The following is a 25320-nucleotide window of genomic DNA, read 5'->3' on the forward strand; positions in this document are numbered from 1 at the left end:
CAGCGGCGTTCATGAAGGAGTCCATACCTACTTCATGAGTAGGGCGCCGCGACGACAACGCAATGGCGGCCAGAGCGCACAGCCCTCAACGGCTCGCTCCCCTTCGCTGCCCCCTGACACAGTAGTGCTACATCGGCGTGAAGCCCGAGTCGCTGAGCCGGATCCGAAAGCGCATCGCCACGCGCGGGAAACCGGCTACGCCGCGACGGAAGGCGTGACCGTCCGGAACCCCTTGGCGATGAGCCAGCCGGCGAGGACCACCTCGAACAGGCCCCCGGGCCCGGAGAGGAGGATGCCCCACGGCAGGCCGAAGAGCTCGAGCACCGAGCCCAACGCCAGAAGGCCGTAGCCCACCGCGCCCACCAGCGAGAGCAACGGCGGCAGAAGCCGGGAGCGGTACAGCGACAGGCAGAACGCCACGCTGCCGACCCCCAGGATGAGCATCGCGAGCTGGTACGCCCAGACGTTCCCCTTCGAGAAGACCTTCACCAGGGTCACCAGCTCCGGCGTCGTCTGCCCTTGCGCGGAGTCTCCGAGCTGAAGGATGCACAGAAGGAGGACCACCCCCATGATGAGGGTCAGTGCCTCCATGACCCGCGTGCAGACGTACGCGAGGGCGATGCCCGGGCTCCGCTCGCGGAGGATGGGAAAGAACAGCACGCCAATCCCGACGATGAAGAGGGAGTTCAACAGCAGCAGCAGCGCGCCCCCGACGAACGGCGCCCTCTGCCCGGCCATGACGGCCAGGTGCTCCGGATCCTTCAGCGCGGAGGTGACGAGCGCGGTGCCGATGCCGTAGGCGAAGAACGCGAGGAGAAAGAGAACTCCCAGGGCGCGGGAGTGAAGGCGGGGGATGTTCATCGCGAGGGCTCCAGGACGTTCAGCGACGTTACGGCCTCGAGAGTAGGGAGGAGCGCACTCGCCCTCATTGATGAGGGTTAAGAAACCGGTCCTCTGCCCCTGGCCCAGTCGCCTGCCCGGCGAGGGCACGAGCACACCGCCGGTGTATTTCCGTCATCCCTTGCGACAGGGAAACCCCTGTATCTGCTGCCAACTCCTGTCGTGTATTCACGCCCAGTGGATACAAAAAAATGTTCAACTTTATCGCGCTAGTCCCGAATGACACAGTGCGCCTATTGTGAATTGACATGCGCATCTCGACGTCGCTCATCGGCTCCCTGGAGTCCCACGCTGGGGCCCGCCCCTCCCAGCTCGCGTACCGCTACCTGACGACCGGTGATGTCGACGGCCCCGTGGAGACGCTGACGTGGGCGGAGCTGGACCGCCGGGTGCGCGCGGTGGCCTCGGCCCTTCAGCAGGCGGGGCTCGGCGGCGAGCGCGTGCTGTTGCTGTATCCCCCGGGGCTCGACTTCATCATCGCGTTCCTGGGGTGCCTGTCCGCGGGCGTGATCGCCGCCCCCGCTTATCCTCCCGACCCGGGCCGGCTGGAGCGGACGCTGGGGCGGCTGCGCTCCATCGCGCAGGACTGTGGGGCTCGGGCGGTGCTCACCACGGAGTTCATCGCCGGGATGGCGGAGGCGTTGCTGCCCATGGCGCCGGAGCTCGGTGCGCTGCGGTGGATTGCCTCGGATGCGGTGCCGGACGCCGCGGCGGACTCCTGGCGGCACCCGGCGCGTCCCTCGTCGGAGGTCGCGTTCCTGCAATACACCTCGGGGTCGACAGGGACGCCGAAGGGCGTGGTCATCACCCACGACAACCTGCTGCACAACGAGCGGATGCTCCAGCAGGGATTCCGTCACACGCCCGAGGGCAGCGGTCTCGGATGGCTGCCGCTGTACCATGACATGGGGCTCATCGGTAACGTGCTGCAGCCGCTGCACGTGGGCATGCCGTGCACGATGATGTCTCCGCTGGCGTTCCTGCAGCGCCCGGCGCGGTGGCTGCAAGCCATCTCCACCTTCCGGGCGACTTCGAGCGGCGGGCCCAACTTCGCCTACGACCTGTGCGTGCGGAAGGTCACCGAGGCGGAGCGCGCCGGGCTGGACCTGTCCAGCTGGGAAGTGGCCTTCAACGGCGCGGAGCCGGTGCGTGGCGCGACGCTCGAGCGCTTCGCGGAGACCTTCGCGGCGAATGGCTTCCGGCGCTCGGCGTTCTACCCGTGCTACGGCCTCGCCGAGGCGACGCTGTTCGTGACCGGCCCGGACACGGTGGCGGCGCCTGTCCCGGTGTCGCTCGACGCGTCGGCGCTGGAGCAGGGGCGGGTGGTGCCCACGGAGGCGCAAGGCGCGCGCTCGCTGGTCGGCTGTGGGCGGGGCTGGCTGGATCAGCAGGTGGCCATCGTCGATCCAACGAGCCGGCGGCGTGTGGGGCCGGACGGGGTCGGTGAAATCTGGGTCTCGGGACCGAGCGTGGCTCGGGGTTACTGGAACCGCCCGGAGGAATCCGCGGCCACGTTCGGGGCGCGCATCGAGGACTCGGGCGAAGGGCCGTTCCTCAGGACCGGCGACCTGGGCTTCCTGCACGAGGGCGCGCTGTTCGTGACGGGGCGGCTCAAGGACGTCGTCATCGTCCGGGGCCGGAACCTGTACCCGCAGGACGTGGAGCTGACCGCGGAGCAGGCGCACCCGGCGGTGCGGCTGGGGTGTGCCGCGGCCTTTGGCATCGAGGTGGAGGGCGAGGAGCAGCTCGTCGTCGTGGCGGAGTTTGACGAGCGCTCGGGCGCGATGCCCGCCGACGTGGCGACGGCGGTCCGCGAGGCCGTCGCGGCGGAGCATGGCATCATCGTGCACGCGGTGGCGCTCCTGCAGTCCCGGACGCTGCCGAAGACGACGAGCGGCAAGGTGCAGCGGCACGCGTGCCGGAACGCCTTCCTGGAAGGAACGCTCGCGCTCGCCTCGGACGTGGCGTTCGCGGCGCCGAGGGTGAAGTCCTCCCGGCCGGAAGGCGCGAAGGCAGAGGGGCTCGAAGGCTGGCTCATCGAGCGGATCGCCACGCTCTCCGGCACGCCCGGCGAAGACATTGATCCGGAGCAGCCGTTCGCCCGTTACGGGTTGGACTCCACGGACCTCGTGGGGCTGTCCGGCGAACTGGAGGCCCGCCTGAACCGGTCGGTCTCCCCGGCGCTGCTCTATGAGCAGCCCAGCATCACCGCGCTGGTCCGGCACCTGGAAGGGAACGCGGAGCAGGGACCGTCGGCGTCCATCCCGCGCTCGTCGGTTCCGGAGACGGAGCCCGGGCCCGTGTCGGCGGGTGGTGCGCGGCTCCTGGTGCTCGACCGCTTGTCGCCTGGAAGCCCGCTGTACAACGTCCATGCGGGACTGCGGATGAAGGGCGCCCTCGACACGGCAGCGCTGAAGCAGGCGCTGGAGGCGCTCACCACGCGGCACCCGATGCTGCGCGCCACCTTCCCCGAGTCGGAAGGGCGACCGGTGCTCGTCGTCCTGCCCGCGCGTCCGACGGAGCTGCCCACGGTCGACCTGCGCGGCCTCTCCCCGGAGCATAGGGACGCGGAGCGGGAGCGGCTCTCCACCGAGCACGCCACGACGCCCTTCGACCTGGCCCGGGGCCCGCTGATGCGGACCACGCTGGTGACGCTGGGAGATGAAGAGCACGTCCTCCTGCTCACGCAGCACCACACCATCACGGACGCGTGGTCGCTCGGCGTCGTCGCGCGCGAGCTGGCCGAACTCTACGAGGGCTTCCGCGGGGGCTCGCCTCGGACGCTCCCGGAGCTTCCGGTGCGGTACTCGGATCATACCCGCTGGCAGGAGGCCCGGCTCCAGGGCGAAGACGCACGTCGCTCGCGGGCGTGGTGGCGGGAGAATCTGGCGGGGCTGCCGAGGCTCGACCTGCCCACGTCCCGGACGCCCGTGCGCGGGACGACGCATGCGGGCGACGCGTGCGCCTTCGTGCTGTCGGAGCAGCTCACCGCGGGCCTGCGGGAGCTGGCCCGCCGCGAGTCCTGCACGTTGTATGTGACGCTGCTGTCGGCCTGGGCCACGCTGCTGCACCGTTACTGCGGCGGGCAGACGGACTTCGGGATTGGCACCGTCACGGCGGGGCGGGACCGGCGCGAGCTGCGCGACGTGGTGGGCTTCTTCGTGAACACGCTCGTCCTGCGGTGCGACCTGTCGGGAGACCCGGAGGTCGGGGTGTTGATGCGTCGGCTGCGGGGCGCGGTGGAGGGCGCGCTCCGTCACCAGGAGGTGCCCTTCGACCAGGTGGTGAGCGCCGTCGGGGCTCCGCGCGGGCAGGACCTGAACCCGCTCTTCCGCGCGGGCTTCATGCTGGAGAACGCGCCGTTTCCCACGCTGTCGCTGCCGGGGCTCGCGTGGACGCCGGTGCAGGGCCGTCCGGACGGCGGTGTGCCGGGCACCGCGAAGTTCGAACTCGGCCTGTCGATGGTGGAGACGGACGGGAAGCTCTCGGCGGTCATCGAGTACGCCACGGACCTGTTCGACGCGGCGACCCTCGAGCGGATGGCGGGCCACTTCCAGCGGCTGCTGGAGGGCTTCGTGGCGGAGCCGGGTCGCCGCGTCTCGGAACTCGGGCTCCTCACCGAAGGCGAGCGGCACCGGGTGCTGGTGGAGTGGAACGCCACGCGCCGGCCGTACGAGGCGGCGGGACTCGCGGCGCTGCTGGAGGCGCAGGCGGCGCGCACGCCGGACGCGGTGGCGCTGGTGTGCGGCGAAGAGCGCCTCACGTACCTCGCGCTGCACCGCCGGGCCAACGCGCTGGCGCTGCGGCTGCGCGCGCTGGGCGTGGGGCCCGAGGTCGTGGTGGGTCTGTGCGCGCGCCGCTCGGTGGAGCTGGTGGTGGGGATGCTGGGCATCCTCAAGGCGGGCGGCGCGTACCTGCCGCTGGATCCCCATCATCCGGCGGAGCGGCTGGCGTACATGCGGGAGGACTCGGGGATGCGCCTGCTGCTGACGCAGGCTGCGCTGGCCGGAACGCCAGTGGCCGAAGGCGTGCACACGGTGTTGCTGGATGCGCCAGAGGCGCGCGGCGAGACGTCCGAGCACGGCCCCCGGGATGGAGCGGGCCCGGAGCACCTGGCGTACGTGCTGTACACGTCGGGCAGCACGGGGCGCCCCAAGGGCGTGCAGGTGTCGCAGCGCAACATCGCCCACTTCTTCGCCGGCATGGACGAGCGCGTGCCGGTGGGGCCGCGGCCGGTGTGGCTGGCCGTCACCAGCGTCTCCTTCGACATCTCCGTGCTGGAGTTGCTGTGGACGCTGGCGCGCGGGTTCCAGGTGGTGGTGCAGGGGGACGAGGTGGGCGCGGGCGCGGTGCTCGCGCAGGTGCGCCAGCACGCGGTGACGCACCTGCAGGGCACGCCGTCGCTGGCGGGGGCGCTGCTGCTGGAGCCCGGGGCCGAGGACGTGCTCGGCACGCTGCGCTGCCTGCTGGTGGGCGGTGAGGCCCTTCCTCCCGCGCTGGCGGCGTCGCTGGCAAGCTTGCTGCCCCAGCGGCTGCTCAACATGTACGGACCGACGGAGACCACCGTCTGGTCCTCCACGCACACGGTGGGCGCGGCGGAGTCGCCGGTGCCCATCGGCCGGCCCATCGCGAACACGGAGCTGTACGTGCTGGACGCGCGCCTCGGCCCGGTGCCGGATGGGTTGGCGGGGGAGCTGTACATCGGCGGCGAGGGCGTGGTGCGCGGCTACCGCGGTCGCTCGGCGCTGACGGCGGAGCGCTTCGTGCCGGATCCGTTCAGCGGCAGGCCGGGGGCTCGGCTGTACCGGACGGGAGACCTGGCGCGCTGGAAGGCGGACGGGACGCTGGAGTTCCTCGGCCGCGTGGACTTCCAGGTGAAGCTGCGAGGCTTCCGCATCGAACCCGGCGAAATCGAGACCGCGCTCACGCGCTACCCGTCGGTGCGAGCCGCGGTGGTGGTGGTCCGGGAAGACGTCCCCGGAGACAAGCGGCTCGTGGCCTACGTCGCGACTCCTTCCGGGGCCGGTGGATCAACGTTGGACACAGCAGCCCTGCGAGCCCACCTGCGCGACACGCTGCCGGAGTACATGGTCCCCGCAGCCATCGTGGTGCTGGAGGCCCTGCCCCTGACGCCGAATGGCAAGGTGGACCGCAAGGCGCTGCCCGCACCCCAGGGCCTGGTGTCGGAAGCCCGCTATGTGGCCCCTCGCACGCCCACGGAAGCGCGCGTCGCGGACCTCTTCGCGGAGCTGCTGCGCGTCGAACGGATCAGCGCGGGGGACTCCTTCTTCGAGCTGGGAGGCCACTCCCTCCTCGCGATGCAGCTGGTCTCCAGGCTGCGCGCGGAGTTCGGAAGAGAGGTCCCCCTCCGGAAGCTCTTCGACTCACCGACGGTGGTGGGTGTCGCCGCGTTCCTCGGAGACGAGGCCCCCGCGAACCTCCCGCCGCTCCATCGCGTCGCCCGCGACGGAGCGCTGCCCCTGTCCTTCGCGCAGCAGCGCATGTGGTTCCTGCACGAGTTGGAGCCGGGGAGCGCCTTCTACAACGTGCCCGGCACCGTGCGGATGGACGGCGCGCTGGATGCGGAGGCCCTGCGACTGGCGCTGGAGGACGTCGTGCGGAGGCACGAGTCGCTGCGCACGACGTTCCACGACGAGCACGGGCAGCCGGTGCAGGTCATCCACCCGGCGGGAGCCTTCCACCTCCCCACGGTGGACCTGACGGGAGCACCCGAAGCGGAGGTCCAGCGGGAGGCGAACGAGGAGGCGGTGCGTCCCTTCGACCTGTCACGAGGACCGCTCTTCCGCGCGAAGCTGCTGGTCCTCGGCCCCCGGAGCCACGTCCTCCTGGTGACGATGCACCACATCGTCTCGGACGGATGGTCGCTGGGTGTGCTCGTGCGTGAACTCGCGGCGCTCTACGAGGGCCGCGTCTCGAACAAGTCCGTCACGCTGGCCGAACTTCCCGTGCAGTACGCGGACTTCGCGGACTGGCAGAAGCGGTGGCTCGCGGGCGGGGTGCTGGAGCAACAGGTCGCGTACTGGAAGACGCAGCTCGCGGACCTGCCGGCCGTGCTGGAGCTGCCGACGGACTTCGCGCGGCCCGCGGTGCAGACACACCGGGGCGCGACGGTGCCGGTGAAGCTGGGCACGGAGCTGAGTCGGGCCCTGGATGCGTTGGCGAAGCACGAGGGCGTGACGCCGTTCATGCTGCTGCTGGCGGCCTGGCAGGTGCTGCTGGCGCGCTACACGAGCCAGCGGGACTTCGCGGTGGGCTCGCCCATCGCGGGCCGGACGCGGGCGGAGACGGAGGGGCTCATCGGCTTCTTCGCCAACACGCTTGTCCTGCGCGCGAAGCTGGGCGGCAACCCGCGCTTCCGCACGCTGCTCGCGCGCGTGAAGGAGACGACGCTCGGTGCCTACGCCCACCAGGACGTGCCCTTCGAGAAGCTGGTGGAGGAGCTGCAGCCCCGGCGCAGCCTGAGCCACACGCCCCTGTTCCAGGTGATGTTCGCGCTGCAGCAGGACGTGCTGCCGCACCTGCGGCTCCCGGGCGTGGAGCTCAAGCCCTACGCGGCGGAGGCGAGCACGGCGAAGTTCGACCTCACGGTGTCGCTGACGGAGACGGGCAGCGGGCTCGAAGGCACGCTGGAGTACAGCACAGACCTCTTCGCGCCGAAGACGATCCAGGGGATGGCCAGACACCTGGAGGTGCTGCTGGAGGGCATCGCGGTGCGTCCGGAGGCGAGGCTCTCCGAGCTGCCGCTGCTAACGGCGGCGGAGCTGCACGAGGTGCTGGTGGGCGTCTCGGGGACGGACCTGTCGGGCCCGGTGGTGGGCTCGGTGCACGGGCTGGTGGAGGCGCAGGTGGACCGCACGCCGGACGCGACGGCGCTGGTGTTCGACGGGCAGGCGCTGACGTACGCGGAGCTGGAGGTGCGGGCGAACCAGCTCGCGCACCACCTGCGCTCGCTGGGGGTGGGGCCGGACACGCTGGTGGGTGTGAGCATGTCGCGCTCGGCGGAGATCGTGGTCGCGGTGCTGGCGGTGCTGAAGGCGGGTGGGGCGTATGTGCCCATGGATCCGGCCTACCCGAGGGACCGGCTCGGCTGGATGCTGGAGGACGCGCGCGCGCCGGTGCTGCTCACCGAAGCGCGGCTGCGAGGCTCGCTGGGCGTGCACGGGGCGCACGAGGTGTGCCTCGATTCGGACGGGCCGCGCATCCGCCAGTGGCCCACCACGCGCGTGGAGAGCAGGACGAGCGTGGGCAACCTGGCCTACGTGCTCTACACGTCGGGTTCGACGGGGCGTCCCAAGGGCGTGGCCATCGAGCACCGGAGCGCGGTGGCCTTCCTGCACTGGGCGGTGCGGGAGTTCTCGCCCCGGCAGCTGGCGGGGGTGATGGCGGGGACGTCGCTCAACTTCGACATCTCCGTGTTCGAGATGTTCGCGCCGCTGTCGAGTGGCGGCACGGTCATCGTGGCGGAGAACGCGCTGGCGCTGCCGACGCTGCGGGACAAGGCGCGGGTGACGCTGCTCAACACGGTGCCCTCGGCGATGGCGGAGCTGGTGCGCAGCGGCGGAGTGCCGCCGACGGTGCGCACGGTGAACCTCGCGGGGGAGCCGCTGTCGAACCGGCTGGTGCAGGCGGTGTACGCGGCGTATCCGGAGGTGGAGTGCGTCTCGAACCTCTTCGGTCCGACGGAGGACACGACGTACTCGACGATTGCGTGGGTCCCGAAGGGGGCCACGACGGAGCCGACGGTGGGACGGCCGGTGACGGGCACGCGAGGCTACGTGCTGGACGCGTGGCTGTGCCCGGTGCCCAGGGGCATCCCCGGTGAGCTGTACCTCGGGGGCGCGGGGCTGTCGCGAGGGTACCTGGGCAAGCCGGGGCTGACGGCGGAGCGCTACGTGCCGGATCCGTTCAGCGCGGAACCCGGAGCGCGCATGTACCGCACGGGAGACCGGGTGCGCTGGCTGCCGAACGGTGAGCTGGAGGCGCTGGGGCGCATCGACTTCCAGGTGAAGCTGCGCGGCTTCCGCATCGAGCTGGGCGAGGTGGAGTCGGCCCTGCGTGCCCACCCGTCGGTGGCAGAAGTCGTGGCCCTGGTCCGCGAGGACGTGCCTGGGGACAAGCGCCTCGTCGCCTACGTCGTGGCAGGTGAGGGGGGCTCGTCGGAAGTGCTTCGAGCCCACGTGCGCGGCACGTTGCCGGAGTACATGGTCCCCTCGGCCGTCGTGCTCCTGGAAGCGCTGCCGTTGAACCCGAACGGCAAGGTGGACCGCAAGGCGCTGCCGAAGCCGGAGCTGCCCACGGCCCAGGGCGAATACGTCGCCCCCCGCACGCCCACGGAAGCGAAGGTGGCGGAGCTCTTCACCCAGCTGCTGCGCGTCGAACGCGCGGGAGCCGAGGACTCCTTCTTCGAGCTGGGAGGCCACTCGCTGCTGGCGATGCAGCTGGTCTCCCGCCTGCGAGCGACCTTCCAGGTGGAAGCGCGACTGCGCGACGTCTTCGAAGCCCCCACGGTGGCGGGAGTCGCCGGGGCCGTGGAGGCGGCCCGGAGGCAGGGCGCCGCGGCAGGTGCCCCGCCCATCACCCCTCGCTCCCGAGAGACACCACCGCCGCTGTCCTACGCGCAGCAGCGGCTGTGGTTCCTCGACCGGCTGGAGCCGGACAGCCCGCTCTACAACATGCCCGCGGCGGTGCGCCTCACGGGGCCTCTGTCTGTGAATGCATTGCAGCAGGCGCTCCAGGCGCTGGTGCATCGCCACGAGGCGCTGCGCACCACCTTCCCCACGGTGGATGGGCAGGCCCACCAGGCGATTGCGTCCGACCTCCCGCTGTCCCTGCCTGTCATTGACCTGCGAGGCGCGACGGAAGCGGAGGCGCACCGTCTGGCGATGGAGGAGGCGCGGACGCCCTTCCACCTCGCGCACGGGCCGCTGCTGCGCGCGAAGCTGCTGCGGCGCTCGGAGCAGGAGCACGTGCTGTTGCTGACGATGCACCACATCGTCTCGGACGGCTGGTCGCAGGGCGTGCTCGTGCGGGAGCTGGGAGCACTCTACGAGGCCTTCACGGCGGGCCGTCCCTCCCCGTTGCCCCAGCTGCCCATTCAATACGCGGACTACGCGGTCTGGCAGCGGCAGTGGCTCGCGGGGGACGTGCTGGCGTCCGAGCTGTCCTGGTGGAAGGAGCAACTGCACGGCGCACCGCCCGCGCTGGAGCTGCCCACGGACAGGCCTCGTCCCGCGGCGCGGACGTACCGGGGGAGCGTGGTGCCGGTGGCCCTGTCCCGGGAGCTGTCCGACGCGCTGGCCGCGCTGAGCCGCCGAGAGGGCGGCACGCTGTTCATGACGCTGCTGGCGGCCTTCCAGGTGCTGCTGCATCGCCACAGCGGGCAGGACGACATCGTGGTGGGCTCGCCCATCGCGGGCCGCACGCGGGCGGAGACGGAGGGGCTCATCGGCTTCTTCGTCAACACGCTGGCCCTGCGCACGAAGCTGGACGGAGCCCCGAGCTTCCGTGAGCTGCTGGCCCGGGTGCGCGAGGTGACGCTCGGCGCCTACGCCCACCAGGACGTGCCCTTCGAGAAGCTGGTGGAGGAGCTGGCGCCGGTGCGGGACCTGCGCCGCCCGCCGTTGTTCCAGGTGATGTTCGTGCTGCAGAACACGCCCATGCCCGCGCTGGCGCTGGGCGAGGCGACGCTGGAGCCGCTGCCGTTCGCGCAGACGGTGGCGAAGTTCGAGCTCACGCTGTCTCTGGAGGAGACGGCGGATGGGTTGAGAGGCTCGTTTGAATACAACACCGACCTCTTCGACGCGGCGACGGTCGAGCGGATGGTGGGGCACTACCGGACGCTGCTGGAGGGCGTCGTGGCGGAGCCCGGCCAGACGTTGTCGCGACTGCCATTGCTGACGGAGGGCGAGCGGCACCAGCTGGTGGTGGCCTGGAACCAGACGCGGACGGCCCTGCCGCGTGAGCACGGCATTCCCGCGCTGTTCGAAGCGCAGGTAGCGAAGACGCCGGACGCGGTGGCGGTGGTCTTCGGGGACCAACGGCTCACGTACCGGGAGCTGGACCGGCGCGCCAACCAGCTCGGGCACCACCTGAAGTCACGCGGGGTGGGGCCGGAGGTGCTGGTGGGCCTGTGCGTCGAGCGCTCGCTGGAGCTGGTGGTGGGCGTGCTCGGCGTCCTGAAGGCAGGAGGCGCGTACCTGCCGCTGGATCCGGGCTACCCGCAGGAGCGGCTCGCGTTCCTGCTGGAGGACACGGGTACGCCGCTCGTCCTGGCGCAGCGGCATCTGGTGGAGAAGCTCCCCGTGAAGCGTCCGCCCGTGCTCGCCCTGGATGCGGAGTGGGACGCCATCGCCGCGGCGCCCACGGACGCTCCGGTGAGCGGCGCGGGGCCGGAGAGCCTGGCCTACGTCATCTACACCTCGGGTTCGACGGGGCGTCCGAAGGGCGTCTGCGTGATGCAGCGGGGCGTGGTGCGGCTGGTGAAGGAGACGGACTACGCGCGCTTCTCCGCGGAGGAGGTGTTCCTCCAGGTGGCGCCGCTCTCCTTCGACGCCTCGACGTTCGAGATCTGGGGTGCGCTGCTGAACGGGGGCCGCCTGGTCGTGTTCCCCCCGGAGCGGCCGACGCTGACGGCGCTGGGGGAGACGGTGAAGCGCGAGGGCGTCACGACGCTCTGGCTGACCGCGAGCCTCTTCAACACGATGGTGGACGAGCAGCCCGAAGCGCTGCGGCCACTCCGCCAGTTGCTGGCCGGAGGTGAAGCGCTGTCGGTGCCGCACGTGAAGCGGGCGCTGAAGGCGCTTCCCGGGGTGCGGCTCATCAACGGCTACGGGCCCACGGAGAGCACGACGTTCGCCTGCTGCCACACCCTCACCGAGGCGGACCTCGTTGGCTCCATCCCGATTGGCCGGCCCATCGCGAACACCGCGGCCTACGTCCTGGACCGTCATGGCAGCCCCGTCCCCATCGGTGTGGCGGGGGAGCTGCATCTGGGCGGAGAAGGCGTGGCGAGGGGCTACCTGAACCGGCCGGAGCTCACGGCGGAGCGCTTCATCCCGGATCCGTTCGCATCCGATGCGCGGGCCACGCTCTACAAGACGGGCGACGTGGTGCGCTACCGGGCGGACGGAGTGCTCGAGTTCCTGGGCCGGGCGGATCACCAGGTGAAGCTGCGAGGCTTCCGCATCGAGCTCGGCGAAATCGAAAGCGTGCTCGCGAAGCACCCTCGGGTGCGCGAAGCCGCGGTGGTGGTCCGGGAAGACGTCCCCGGAGACAAGCGCCTCGTGGCCTACGTCGTGGCAGGTGAAGGGGGCTCGTCGGAGGTCCTGCGAGCCCACCTGCGCGACACCTTGCCCGAGCACATGGTGCCCACGGCCTTCGTGGAGCTCCCGGCACTGCCGCTCACGGCGAACGGCAAGCTGGACCGCAAGGCCCTCCCGCCGCCGGACACGACCCAGGCGGACGCGAACCGGATCTATGTGGCCCCCAGGACCCCGGTGGAGGAGACCCTGGCCACCCTCTGGGCGGAGGTGCTCCGCGTCCCGCGCGTGGGCAGCACCGACAGCTTCTTCGAACTGGGCGGCCACTCGCTGCTGGCCATGCAGGTGCTCAGCCGGATGCGAGCGGCCTTCGGCGTGGACATCCCGCTGCGGGCGCTGTTCGAAGCCCCCACGGTCGCGGCCCTGGGCGAGCGCGTCGAGACGGCGCTGCGCTCCGGAACGTCCCCGGAGGCTCCCGGCTTCTCGGGAGTCGAAGCCTCGACGGCGCTCGTCCCCATCGCGCCCCGGGCCTCCTATCCCCTCTCGCCCCCGCAGCGTCGCTACTGGCGCGACTACGTCCGGGAGCCGCAGCGGACCTGGTCCAACATCTTCACGGTGGTCCCGCTCGGCGGAGGAACACCCGCAGCGGAGCCCATCGAGCGCGCCCTGAATGAACTGCTCGCGCGCCACGAGAGCCTCCGCACCGCCTTCCCACGAGAGGACGGCGAGCGGGTCCAGGTCATCGCCCCCGACGCTCGCTGCGTGCTGAAGGTCACGGACCTGATGCACCTCGCGCCGGAGCTCCGGGCAAAGGCAATCGCGGACCTCCGCCGCCAGGAGTCCACGGGCCTGTTCGACCTGGAGAAGGCCCCGCTCCTGCGCGCGCACCTCGTCCACGCGGGCGAAGGGCGCTCCCTGCTGCTCATGACGGTGCACCACCTGGTGGCGGACGGCTGGTCGCTGTTCGTCATGCGCCAGGAGTTCGGCGCCATCTACGCGGACTGCCTCGCGGGGCGGCCCGTCACGCTCGCGCCGCCCGCGCTCCAGTACAAGGACTACGCCGAGTGGCACAACCGCCTGCTCGATGAGGGCGCCTTCGAGGCGGACCGGCGCTACTGGCGGGAGCACCTCGCCCGGCCGCTTCCACCGCCACCGTTCGCGGACTTCGCGAGCAGCGACGACAGCGGGGACCGGGGTGGCGCCGCCTACCGCGTCCTGCTGCCGGATGCGCTGTGGGCCCAGGTGAAGCAGGTGGCGGGCGAGCTGGGGGTGAGCCCCTTCGTGGTGCTCCTCACGGGCTTCTACGTGCTCATCCACGACCTGGAGGGGCGCCGCGACATCATCGTCGGCACGCCGCTCAACGGGCGTGACATGCGGCAGTTCCCGTCGCTCGTCGGCATCGCCATCAACCTCGTGATGATGCGCATCCGGTTCAACGGCGGGGACACGTTCGCCTCCTGTGCCGCGCAGGTGCAGAACGCGCTCCTGTCCGCGATGCAGCACCAGAGCTACCAGAACGACCGCATCCTCGCGGACCTCGGCTTCCCCGCGGGCGCGGACAGCTTCGCGCTCACCACGTCCTTCTTCAGCGCGCTGACGCTGGACGAGCCCGTCTCCCCGGAGCTCAGGGCCGCAGCCGCGGTGCACGAGGTCAGCGCCACGGACGTTCGCTTCGACGCCATGTGGTACGCCATGGAGCACAGCGACGGCATGGTCATCGACTGTCGCTACTGCCGACGCCTGTTCCCGCGCGAGGTCGTGGAGAAGCAGGCGCAGCGCTACCTGTCCCTCCTCGCGCAGCACCTTCCCGCGCCTCGGGCGCTGCTTGCTTCCTCCTACCCATCCGCAGCCTGAACCATCACCCGGTGAATCCCATGACCACGACCACGACCACGTCCTTCAAGCCCGCCATCCAGACCGACTTCAGCTTCACCCCCGACGAGAAGCAGCAGTTCAAGGAGGCGCTCTCCTCCATCCCGGCAAACCCCTACACGCAGTACCCGGCGTTCCTGAAGGGCGTCCGCCAGCTCCTCGCGGAGGGCCGCATCCCCCAGCGCTTCGTGGACATGTGCAAGGCCGCGCGGGGGAGGGACCTCATCGCGCACCCCTTCCACTTCGTCACGAACTGCCCCATCGACGAGGGCGTGCCCCCCTTCGACTTCGAGCAGCCGGTGAAGTCCAAGTATGAGCTGAAGAAGACGTTCATCGCCGAGGGCTTCCTGCTCACCTACGCGGACCTGATGGGGCAGCCGGCGATTGGCTACAAGAATGTGAACGCGGGAGACATCCTCCAGGACATCTACCCGATGAAGGAGCTCTACAAGAGCCAGTCCCAGAAGACGCTGCTGCCCATCGGGTTCCACAAGGACCTGGCGAACCACTTCGTCCGCCCGGACTTCGTCAACATCCTGGGCATGCGCAGCTTCGAGGGGAACGAGATCCTCACGACGTTCGTGCGCAACCGCGACCTGATCGACTTCCTGGGGCCGGACCTGGAGCGCGTGCTGCGCGAGCCGAACTTCTACACGCCCTACGACGACCTCTCCACGCACAGCGACAAGGACGCGAAGCTGGGGCGCGCGGCGAACCACCCGGTCATCCAGGGCGAGGCAGACTTCGTCTACTTCGAGAACCGCACCGTCGCGTACTCGGACGAAGGAGCCCGCGCCGTCGAGAAGGTGAACGAGGGCCTGCACTCGCTCAAGTCCCGCATCCTGATGCGTCCCGGTGACTTCGTGAGCTGCTCGAACAACACGGGCCTGCACGGCAAGGACGTGGAGACCATCAAGGACCCGTACCAGCAGAAGATCCGCTGGAGCATCAAGACGGTGAACGTGCTGGACATGGAGAAGCACCGTCAGCACTTCAAGGAATACGTGCCGGGCGAATACGCCATCGTGAATGGTTAGGGACAGGGCGAGAGGCGGTGAGCCAATGAAACGTTCTTGGAGCACGGGTTCAGACATCTTCGTGGAGCTGTTGGTGCGCGCGGGCATCGAGCGCACGTTCGCGGTCACCGGCGGCGCGGTGATGGACTTCGTCGACGCGCTGGAGGCCCACCCGGGGCTCGAGCTCCAGTGCTTCCAGACGGAGCAGGGCGCGGCCTGGGCGGCGATGGGCTACACCCAGGTGACCGGCAAGCTGTGCGCCGTCACGGCGACGTCGGGGCCGGGCGCGACGAACTTCATCACGCCCCTGTCGGACGCGCTGCGGGACAACATCCCGCTGCTCGTGGTGACGGGGCAGGTGGCCCGGAGCGCGCGAAACACGGACGCGTTCCAGGAGATCGACATCACTGTCATTGCCGCCTCGGTGGCGAAGAAGGTGGTCTACCTGGAGCGGATGGAGGACGCGGCCGAGGTGCTGGCCGACGCCATCCGCGTGGCCTTCGACGGTCGGCCGGGCCCGGTGCTCATCGACTTCCCGAAGGACCTCCAGCAGCAGGCCTGCGCACCGCTGCCGCCCCGCGCTCCGGCGGTGGTGAAGGCGAAGCCCCGGTCCGCGCCGTCGGGGCTGGAGGAGGTCGTGGACAGCCTGCGGCATGCCGAGCGCCCGGTCATCATCGCCGGTCGCGGCGTGGTGATCGCGCAGGCGCGCAGCGAGCTGTTGGCATTGCTGGAGGCCGCGCCCATCCCGGTGGTGCACACGCTCCCCGGGAAGGCGGCGCTGTCGAGCACCCACCCGCACTGCCACGGAATGATTGGCATGCACGGGTTCTACGTTCCGAACTGGATCGTCGACAACGCGGACCTGGTCATCTCCCTGGGCTCGCGGTTCGACGACCGCATCACGGGTGACACGAAGCGCTTCGCTCCGAACGCGCGGCGGCTCATCCACTTCGACATCGCCCAGGAGCAGGTCCAGAAGGTGATGCCGGAGCGGAAGCTCGGGGTGGTGGGGCACCTGAAGGAGACGCTGGGGGCGTTCGCGTCGCTGCTCGAAGGCAAGGGGCTGCGCTTCACGCAGTGGCACGAGCGCATCGCGGCGGTCCGCAAGGAGTACCCGTCCACCTACAAGGAGCAGCCGGGCACGCTCCAGGCGCAGCTGGTGTTGGAGCAGCTCAACGCGGCGGTGCGGGCGCACCGGGCGAAGAGCGGCCAGCGGGTCATCTTCACGACGGAGGTGGGGAGCCACCAGATGTGGGCGTCGCAGTACCTGGAGCTGCAGCCGGGGGATGAATTCCTGACGTCGGCGGGGCTCGGGTGCATGGGCTCCGGGCTTCCGTTGGCGTTGGGAGCGCAGATCGCCAATCCCGACGCGCTGGTCATCTGCATCGCGGGGGATGGGAGCCTGCGGTTCTCCGAGGCGGAGCTGGAGACGGCGTGGGAGCGCGCGTTGCCGGTGAAGGTGTTGCTCTTCAACAACGACGGCTACGGCATCGTGCGGATGTGGAACAACCACTTCTACGAGGGGCGCAAGACAGGGGTCATCAAGCAGGGCAAGCAGTGGACCACCCTGGCGCGCGGCAACGGCTTCACGGACGGCCACGTGGACCGGGTGGAGTCGCCCGCTGCGCTCCGAGGGGTGCTCGACAGGGCAGTGGCGCACCGGGGACCGCACTTCCTCGAGATGGTCACGCCGTATGAGGACTGCCTGCCACTGATTCCGTCTGGGAAGTCCTTCAAGGAGATCATGCTCTGAGCCCCAGGCCCCCGCTGGCCCCTCCCCACCAGGGGCGGGACAGCGGGGAGTCGCCACCCATGCGATGGGCGCGCCCGCGGCACCTCATGCCCGGCCCTATTCCGGCTGGGTCCAGGGCTTGAACAAGGCCGGCCACCACCGGACCCGGCAGTAATAGGGATTCGAGGCTTCGGGATCCCAGTAGTACTGATCCCTGGGGAACGTCTCGATGACGGTCCCGTCGGAGCCCATGCTCATGGAGCCGCAGCGGCCAATCCTGTCAGGAGGCATGGCCGGGAAGCGCGTCTTGCCGCAGGACCTGCCCGAGGCGGAGAGGAACTCCGCCTCGTGCTGGCAGGCCAGGGGCCGCGACCACCGGATGTAGCCCTTGCCATTGGGAAGCCGGAGCAGCGGTTGCTCCGCATTGATTGCAAGCCAGGCGGGTGGAGCGTGGGTCTGGGACTCCAGGGGCGCGAAGGCCGTCCACGTCCTGGCGCCGTTGTAGGTGATGCCCAGGAAGAGCCCTTGCTCCGCCTGTGCCACGAACTCGTAGGTGGTATCCCACGACGGCACGGGCGCCTGGGCCAGTGCGAGGAATGGGGTGCCAGGTTGGCCCGATGCGTCCACCCAGAGCCCATGTACCGGTACCTGCTCGCTGCCGTCTTCCGGGTAGCCCACGGTCACCAGCAGGGTGTGGCCGCGGGCGTCCACGCCCATCGCCCGCAGGGGCCCGCTCAAGGGCACGGGGGTGCTCCACAGCGTCTCGCCCGTCGGGCCGTAGGCCTTGAGGGTCCCATCCAGGAAGATGGCGCGCAGTCCCCCGCGGGGGGCCGCCGCCGACTTCATCAGGTCGTGCGGCTCACGAGGGTAGTGGGTGAGCTGCCAGGTCCGGCTGTCCAGGTAGGAAAGAGAGTATTGGTTCGACAGGCTGAAGCTGAGGAAGCCGTTGGCCTGACCGTACGGTTCGAAGGTGTCTGACCCGAAGGTCTGGCGCCAGCCGTCGCCCCCAGGGCCATACGCCTCGATATCAATCGGGTTGTAGGAGTAGTGGGTCCAGGAGACGACGACGGCGCCCCTGCCGTCCGAGGCAGTCGCGCCGCAATTCAAGTACCTGTAACCCTCGTGCTCCACCAACCTGCCTTCCGGGGGAGCCTCCGGTACGACCGACGGAAGCGCGTCACAGTCCGAGGGTTCTGGCTCGGGCAGGGGCCCTGCGTCGGCGGTTCCAGCGTCCGCCTCCTCTTGGGGCCCGGGTTCCCCCGCATCCGCGATCCCGCCGTCCACCTCGGTGGAGGGTGCGGCCTCCTCCATCACGGTGGTGCCCGCGTCCGAGCCCCCAGGGTCAACGCTCTCGGGCCGCGTGGAGGGCTCCTCCTCGCGGTTATCGGGAGCCGACGATCCACAGCCCATTCCGAGCCAGCCAATGAGGAGTCCCACTCCGATGAACCACCGCCCCTTGCCTACCGCCATGTCTGCGCTCCATTTCAACGACAACCTGGACTGGGAGTGCAGGTGGGGCGTGTCCTACGGAAAGCCAGGGGCGGAAGTTCTTCTGCTGGGGGAAATGTTTGGTATTGGGATTCTCCGCACTGGGGGCTTCACGGGTGGCCACCAAGCGCCACTTTCTCAACGCAGCCGCTGGCGGCGGATTGGCCGCGTGCGACTTCAGGTCGCTCCCAACCTTTGCCCATGCCCGGGGCACCCGGGCTCCCCTCTTGTAGAGGGGCTTGATAATTCTCGCCTCTACGGAAAATCGCATCTTCCGTGCATTGTTCTCCTTTGAGCTGACTCATAGGGGCAGGGAATAGATCGGCCATTCCCGATGAACCCTGAGTCGGTCAGGAGGAGCCCTCCTCAGGGAAGTCCCCCCGCATTGGCTCCTCCGTGCTCGAATGAGGAACGGAACCAGATATGCAAATCAAGGCAAGAATCTCCGCGCTGCTGGCAGTGGCAATGTTGGCGGCTGGGTGCGGAGAGGGCGACGTCCCCATGAATGAGCAGTCCAACGTCGAAACCCGGGTGGAGGTTGCTGGAACGTATTCGTCTTTGGATGGGCAGACCTGCACCGTGGGCGGGGTCTCGCCACAGCTCGCGGCGCTGTCCAAGGGCCCGTACCATAACTGCCAGGGCGGCACGATGCCTCGGACCGACGTTCAGTCCGGTACCCAGTTTTGGAGTGGATGCTGCGGCGATCTCCTCCGGACCTGCAAGGTCACGGGCTATTCGACCCAGAATACACTCATCTGCATGTAGTTGAGCTTGCTGGGGCAGGGCCTGGGGCTGACGGTGGAGGACCTGGAGTTCCGCCGCCACGAAGGCTCCTCCACCTGCCCCTTCCCAGCCACACCTCGGCAGGGCACACGTTACCGTGGCAACTCGGTCTCCTCATCCGTGGTCCCGAGCACCCGCGGCCCTTCCGGCGTCCACACGATGGGGTCGATGCACATCCGCCGGGCCGTCTGGCCCACGTCCCACGCGTGGTACACCATCACGTCCTGACCGTCAGGCCCGACGACGACGCTGTTGTGCCCGGGCCCGATGATGCGATTGGGGACGGTCCGCAGCAGCGGCGGCACACCCTTCGGCTCGGTCCACGGACCGAGCGGATGGTCGGCGACGGCGTAGGCGACTCCGTACGACGGCGTGAGCCATGAGCCTCCGGAGTAGACGCACCAGTCGCGCCCGGTGCCGGTGGTCGGTGTGGATGCGCCGGACGCGACGAACGCCAACCACCATGAGCTGCAGGTGACGCGGCGCTACCTGGAGGCGCTGCCTGCCCGCGTGCGAGACCACCTCACCTATCGCGTAGTGGATTCGCTCGCGACGGTGGTGCAGCACCACACCATCGAAGGACTGCTGAAGCCTGCGTACTGAGTCGGGCCTGCTGGAGAACCCGGCGTCCTGGGAACACGGCGTGGAGGAGGGTGTTGAACCCTTGCAGGACTTCCACGACGTGGCTGGGAAGGGGACTCCAGGTGCCCGCAGGCTCCCTCTCACTCCCGCAGGGGGCTGACTCGCCGACGGGAGGGCAGGCCAGGAGGCAGGCCACCACAGGTCGGATCGCCGCCATCGATGCCCTGCGCGGCTTGGTCATGGTGCTCATGCTCGTCGACCACGCGCGTGAGTTCTTCTACATGCACGCGCCGGTCAGCGATCCGCTGGACCTGGCCACCACGCCTCCCGGCTTCTTCTTCACGCGACTCGCGTCGCACCTGTGTGCGCCGGTGTTCGTTGCCCTGACCGGGCTGTCGGCGTGGCTCTATGGCCAGCGGCGAGGTGGAAGGCGCGCGGCCTCCGAGTTCCTGTTGAAGCGGGGCGCGTTCCTCGTCCTGTTGGAGCTGACGCTGGTCAACTTCGCCTGGACGTTCTCGCTGACGCCCTCCACCTACTACCTCCAGGTCATCTGGGTCATTGGCTGGTCGATGATCGCCCTCGCCGGGCTCCTGTGGTTGCCGAAGCCCGCGCTGCTCGGCGTGGGACTGGTCATCGTCTTCGGGCACAACCTGCTCGACCCCATCACGATCGCCCCGGGGGAGCCCGGCTCCACACTCTGGGCGATCCTCCACGACCGGGGGTTCATCCAACTGCCTTGGGATGCGCGTGCGCGGACGTCCTATCCCCTGGCGCCGTGGATTGGGGTGATTGCCCTGGGCCACGTCATCGGTCCCTGGTTTGCCCAAACGGTGGACGTGGTGACGCGTCGGCGCAGGCTGTTTCTTGTCGGGGCGTCCGCGTTGACGCTGTTCATGGTTCTGCGGTTGTTGAATGGGTATGGGGAGCCCGTGCCATGGGGGACGGGTGCCACGCCCCTCCAGACGGTGATCTCCTTCCTGAACCTCACGAAGTATCCGCCGTCGCTCGACTTCCTGCTGCTGACGTTGGGGGTGGGGGCGCTGCTGCTTGCGCTGTTGGAGCGGATGCCCGCGCGGGGACTGGCGCTGCTCACGACCTTTGGGGCGGCGCCGTTGTTCTTCTACCTGGTCCATCTCTACCTGCTGCACATGCTCAACCGCGTGGCGCTGCTTGTGTTTGGGCCCAACCAGGAAACGTTCTTCATCGTCCCGAACATCGCGGCACTCTGGGGGCTCGCCGCGATGCTGGTGTTGCCGCTGGGGTTCGCGTGCCGCTGGTTCGTGAGGCTCAAGGCGCGGACGAACAGCGCTTGGATGAGCTACCTGTAGGCAATTTGTTCTGGTGGGTGAGTGGGACCGGGTGGTGATGCCCAGGTCGAAGTGCCGCAGCACTACGTACAGGCTCTAGGAAATGTCAGGGTCGAGGCTCCGTAGGAGCATGGCGCGGCAGCCAAGGACGAGGAATCAGAAGTGGGCTTCGTCTCTGTGCTCGTCGCGGACTTGAAGTTGGCGGAGCTGGCTCTTTCTGGCCGGCGTGCGATCCAGCACTCTGCGGTAGCGAATCGGACGATTCTTGAAGTCCATGCCTGGGCGTGCAATGCGCGAAGCAATGCCGCCAAGTGCAGGTCGTGTAGGTTCTTCCTGGGAGAATAACCAGCCCGGTGAAGGCCATCTCAAACGACACAATCATGATGGGCGAGAAGGACGTATCAATCTCGCCAACTGGCACACTTTCCATCCGGCCTGCGCCACCCAGGACCGCCACGGCTTCCGCATCCGCTACCATAGCTGCGCGAAGTGCCGCCACGGTTGCTTCCATGGCCGCCTTGCGGCTCCCGGTGAGGAGCCGGGCTCGATTCAAGACTCACCTGCCGCTCAGCCTCGGCAACTTGAGCATGTTCAGCCTCTGTCAGCAGGGGCTTGCGGCAGAGGCTCGGGTATCTGCCATCAAGACACCGCTTCAGATTTTCGCGCCGCTCTGCCTCGGCAACTTGAGCATGTTCGGCCGCAGTCAGCAGGTGCTTGCGGCAGAGACTCGGATACCTACCGTCAAGACACCGCTTCAAATTCTCATGCCGCTCAGCCTCGACGACTTGAGCATGTTCAGGCTCCGTTAGCAGGTGCTTGCGGCAGAGACTCGGATACCTGCCGTCGAGACACCGCTTTAAATTTTCACGCCGCTCAGCTTCGACGACTTGAGCATGCTCTGGCTCCGTCAGCAGGGTTTTGCGGCAGAGACTCGGGTATCTGCCGTCAAGGCACCGCTTCAGGTTTTCACTGCGCTCAGCTTTTGAATTAGCTTGAGAATATGCAGTCGATGAGAGGGCCAGCACCAAAAACGCTGAGAGCAATGGTTGCGACATTCTGTTCCTTCCGTTCGGACCTTCATCTCTCTTTTACTTCCTCCGGCCCGTTATATCTGTCTATCATCGAAGAGGCTATGCCCTGAAGTGATGTCCCAGGGATAGGTCTAGCGACTGGCGATAGGCGTCGGACGAGATACCGGGAGCCGTGCCAAGAACCGGAAGCTAGTGACGCCGCATGCATCTCTGAGCATGGCGGTTTAGGGCGTCGCTGAAGTCAGCACCTGCCTGATCTGTTTACGCCGCGTCCGCTCGCGCTCTCTGCCTTTGTCCCCCTTGCATTTGATCAAGTAGCAATAGACGGCTCTTCGCATTGGTTTGGGACCAGCCAGGGCTTAGGCTCAAGTTCTGACTACACAACGACTCAGAGGGCGTGTAGCCACCGAGAAATCCTCGGATCCATGCCCCTTGTTGGGTATGCTCAGCTGCCGCTTCTCAGCCCGCGCCAGGAAAGTGCTGCCGCCTTGGAGGCAACAATTTCCTGGCGTAGCGCCCGTTGGACGCCTACTTGACCGGCTTCAAGAGCCCAGCTGCAAGCCGCCGCGACAGGAAGTCGTACAGTTTGGCAGCTGCTAGATTGTTCTCCTGGAACGCCTTCGCTGCCACCGAGCGCCATTCAAGGTCGCCTCGCTCCACGAACTTCGTGCGCACTTCTCGGATGGTTGCAAGGGCATGTTTTGCCCAGCTGCGGTACTCCTCCAGCGGCCACATGGCGAAATGGCTTAAATGGGGAATTGCACCTTCGTGCGCAGTGCTTACAGGGCTCACCAAAACGGATAATAGCTGGGTTCCTCTGCTCGACTCCACATTGGTGTGCATCCAATTTGGATGAGAAGCAGCCTGACGTGCCTTTGTTGCATCCAGCGAGGATGCCGGATCCGCTCCTGAATGATCTTCAAAAACAATGCATCGATTACCCGCGATCCACCATGGGTCCGGAGATGCATCACGCTCGACTTTCCCCGCCTCGAAGCCCAGCAGTTCGCCCAGAAGCCTCTGCGCCTGCTCAAAAGGCACGCTTTCCTTAGAAGCCAACCCGTCCAGGATTTCCTTTTCGCGGCGTGCGAAGGCCCCATCATGCACCGTTCCGAGACTTGCAAGAACGGCTTCTACCTGCTCCAACTGAGCCATGAGTGCAGATACGTCATCCTCTGTAGGGGATGGATCCACCTGATAGCTTGCAAGTGCGATGAGCCAAGGAATGCCTCGCGCTGCCCCCTTCGCGGATGCATAGTGCGTGCGTGCCTTGCTTTGGAGTGCGTCGGACTTGGCGGCCTGAGCCCCAAGCCATGCCGCGCTTCCTGCGAGGTAATGCCAAAGCGCACGATACCCTTGCAGTTCGGGCGCATTTAGGCCTGCGAGCACCTGCTGCGCACATTCCATTGATGCCTCGAAGTCTCCCTGCCACAGGCTTTCCTGGTACCGGACTTCTTGTGCGACAGCACCGCATAGTTCGCTCAGTCCCGGGAACGCTTCCTGCAGTGCTCCAGCACGTCTGCTGACAATTTGTTGATTGACCTCCTCCCACTCCGGGCCGTTGTCGAGGAACATTCCGAAGTTCTCGATAATGTCACCCATGGGAACGCCTTCCGACTGCTCAACACCGAAAGCAAGTTCGGCTTGTAGTTCGGGGTGGAAATACCTTCGCCGTTTGATGTCAGTCAGGTATTCGGGTAGCTCTGCTCCAGTCACGACCACTGCGGAGAAGTCATTGAGAGACCGCGTGCATCGGCCGATAGCCTGCAGAACGCGCGTCTGCACTCGCTCGTTGAAGAGGGCGTTGGCTCCCATCCTCGACATGAGGAATCGTTCCTGTGTATTTACAGCCCTTGGAAGGCCCTCGATGAAGAGCAGCCTGCATTCCGCGTCCGGAAAATCGATGCCATCATAGCGATTGGCCACGATGGCAACAGCTTTATCCATTGCGACGAATGGCTTCTTTGAAAGCTCAATAGCCTCGGCATCAAAGGTGCGGAATTTCAATTCTTCTTTTACAGAGTCCACGATCTTGCTCGCTGCGTTGCCGCTTGGCACAAGAACAAGGCTTCGCCCGGCGCGATGCATGAGTTGGTGCCGCAACTTCAACGAATCATCGTCCGTGAGAGACATGCCGGGGAAGATGAAGAAGCGGCGTCCCACTCCTTGACGGTCCCACCCCTTGGGGATTTCAACGCGCTTGATGGTGCGACGACCGGTCAGGCGCTCTAGGTCGCCACTCGCCCCGAGAGTCGCCGACATGTAGATGCGCTGCCGAGCCCTCTCGAAAGGAGCATGAGTCCAGGTGGGCGGGATCAGCGGCCGAATCAGGATATCTTGTGTGGAGAGATAGAGATGGCACGCATGCAGACGGTCCTTGATTGTAGCCCACTCAAATTTGAGGTTCGCCGCTTCCGCATGTGCATCGATCACCTCTGCGATATCCTCATGGATTGTTGCAAAGGCCGGCGTGGGAATCTTGTCCGCCCATGACCAGTCCACGGGGCCCTCATCTCCACCGGAGAGTCGCACGAAATCCCTGGAACTGATGTGTCTTTTGAGGATGGATCTTAGGGCGGTGTGGAGGCTGTCGTGCTTGTTGTTGGATTTCTCTACCCGGAGAGACCACATTGACGCGACATAGTTCTCCGCCGCGTGAGCGTCATCCAAGATGAGTACATCTGGATTCTCGAAAAATGGGTTGCTGTTGAAGACGCTGCTGTATGTTGTGACTGCGACGTGATTAGCGTTGTTGTAAGAGGCCTTGTCCACCGGGGAGTAGCTCTTTTTGCCCCCGGTGAAGGCGGTAACGGTCAGGCCGTATTTCTCTTCGGCCTGCTCCGCTACTTGGTGTACCAGTTGGTTTGTTGGACAGAGATAGACCACGCGCTCTTTGCTCTTGCGCCTCAGCCATTCCGCGATCAGCAATCCTACCAAAGTCTTCCCACTGCCAGTCGGGAGTTGGAGGGCTACATCTGCCACGTTCGGTGGAAGTGCCGCGTAGGTCCGCATGACCTCGCCCTGATGCGGAAGAACGTCAGGGATCTTCCTTCGGGGCAATTCGCGAATGAGCTTCTCTGGGCTGTCTGGCACTGCAGACGGAGGAGGCATCTTCCTGAACGCCATCTGACACTCCTGGGGATGGATGTGGGAGCTGTCCATAGGGCTATCAAGAACATGGCTCACAAGGGATACCTCTTCTGGGGTATGGAACTAGGTCGCCAGATGCGCACAACTCACGCGCCGGCCAGCGAATTGGTCGGAATTTACATTGCGGCGGGGCAGTCGTGAGCAACACCTGGAACTCAAGTCGAGTGCCGGTGATGGTGT

9 protein-coding genes are annotated in these 25320 nt (G+C 67.5%); 5 read left to right on the forward strand and 4 right to left on the reverse strand.

What is annotated here, in order from left to right:
* Positions 1 to 195: 195 nt before the first annotated feature.
* Positions 196 to 861, reverse strand: coding sequence for a DUF4386 domain-containing protein (locus tag D7X12_RS15340; RefSeq protein ID WP_120626021.1), 666 nt, complete (start codon positions 859 to 861; stop codon positions 196 to 198).
* 287 nt (positions 862 to 1148) lie between these two features.
* Between D7X12_RS15340 and D7X12_RS15345 the strand changes: the two genes are divergently transcribed.
* The 3 genes from D7X12_RS15345 to D7X12_RS15355 are packed head-to-tail and all read left to right on the forward strand — an operon-like array spanning position 1149 to position 16820.
* A complete protein-coding gene (locus D7X12_RS15345) occupies positions 1149 to 14033 on the forward strand; it encodes a non-ribosomal peptide synthetase (RefSeq protein WP_120626022.1) in 12885 nt (4294 codons plus the stop codon).
* 20 nt (positions 14034 to 14053) lie between these two features.
* A complete protein-coding gene (locus D7X12_RS15350; protein WP_120626023.1) occupies positions 14054 to 15088 on the forward strand; it encodes a hypothetical protein in 1035 nt (344 codons plus the stop codon).
* 25 nt (positions 15089 to 15113) lie between these two features.
* Positions 15114 to 16820 carry a thiamine pyrophosphate-binding protein gene (locus D7X12_RS15355; protein ID WP_158620053.1) on the forward strand — a complete coding sequence of 569 codons (1707 nt, stop codon included), beginning with the start codon at positions 15114 to 15116 and terminating at the stop codon, positions 16818 to 16820.
* A gap of 96 nt (positions 16821 to 16916) precedes the next feature.
* Here the strand turns inward: D7X12_RS15355 and D7X12_RS15360 are convergent, their stop codons facing one another.
* Together D7X12_RS15360 and D7X12_RS15370 are read right to left on the reverse strand one after the other, a co-directional pair.
* A complete protein-coding gene (locus tag D7X12_RS15360) occupies positions 16917 to 18269 on the reverse strand; it encodes a hypothetical protein (protein ID WP_120626025.1) in 1353 nt (450 codons plus the stop codon).
* Between the two features lie 893 nt (positions 18270 to 19162).
* Entirely contained in the window at positions 19163 to 19528 is a 366-nt protein-coding gene (locus tag D7X12_RS15370) for a family 43 glycosylhydrolase (protein ID WP_244224574.1), read from the reverse strand.
* On the opposite strand from D7X12_RS15370, the gene D7X12_RS15375 reads away from it, so the two are divergent.
* Both D7X12_RS15375 and D7X12_RS15380 read left to right on the forward strand, forming a co-directional pair.
* Positions 19485 to 19673: a hypothetical protein gene (locus tag D7X12_RS15375; RefSeq protein ID WP_208719057.1), complete on the forward strand. Its 189-nt coding sequence runs from the start codon at positions 19485 to 19487 to the stop codon at positions 19671 to 19673. The two genes, D7X12_RS15370 and D7X12_RS15375, sit on opposite strands and share 44 nt — an antisense overlap.
* Positions 19674 to 19774: 101 nt before the next feature.
* Complete coding sequence (locus tag D7X12_RS15380; protein ID WP_279637188.1) at positions 19775 to 20980, forward strand: acetyltransferase domain-containing protein; 1206 nt, start codon at positions 19775 to 19777, stop codon at positions 20978 to 20980.
* 1538 nt (positions 20981 to 22518) lie between these two features.
* On the opposite strand, the gene D7X12_RS15390 is transcribed toward D7X12_RS15380, so the two are convergent.
* Positions 22519 to 25152: a DEAD/DEAH box helicase gene (locus D7X12_RS15390; protein WP_341868221.1), complete on the reverse strand. Its 2634-nt coding sequence runs from the start codon at positions 25150 to 25152 to the stop codon at positions 22519 to 22521.
* Positions 25153 to 25320: the final 168 nt, after the last annotated feature.

Source organism: Corallococcus sicarius (genome assembly GCF_003611735.1).
In the GTDB taxonomy this organism is placed as follows: Bacteria; Myxococcota; Myxococcia; order Myxococcales; family Myxococcaceae; genus Corallococcus; species Corallococcus sicarius.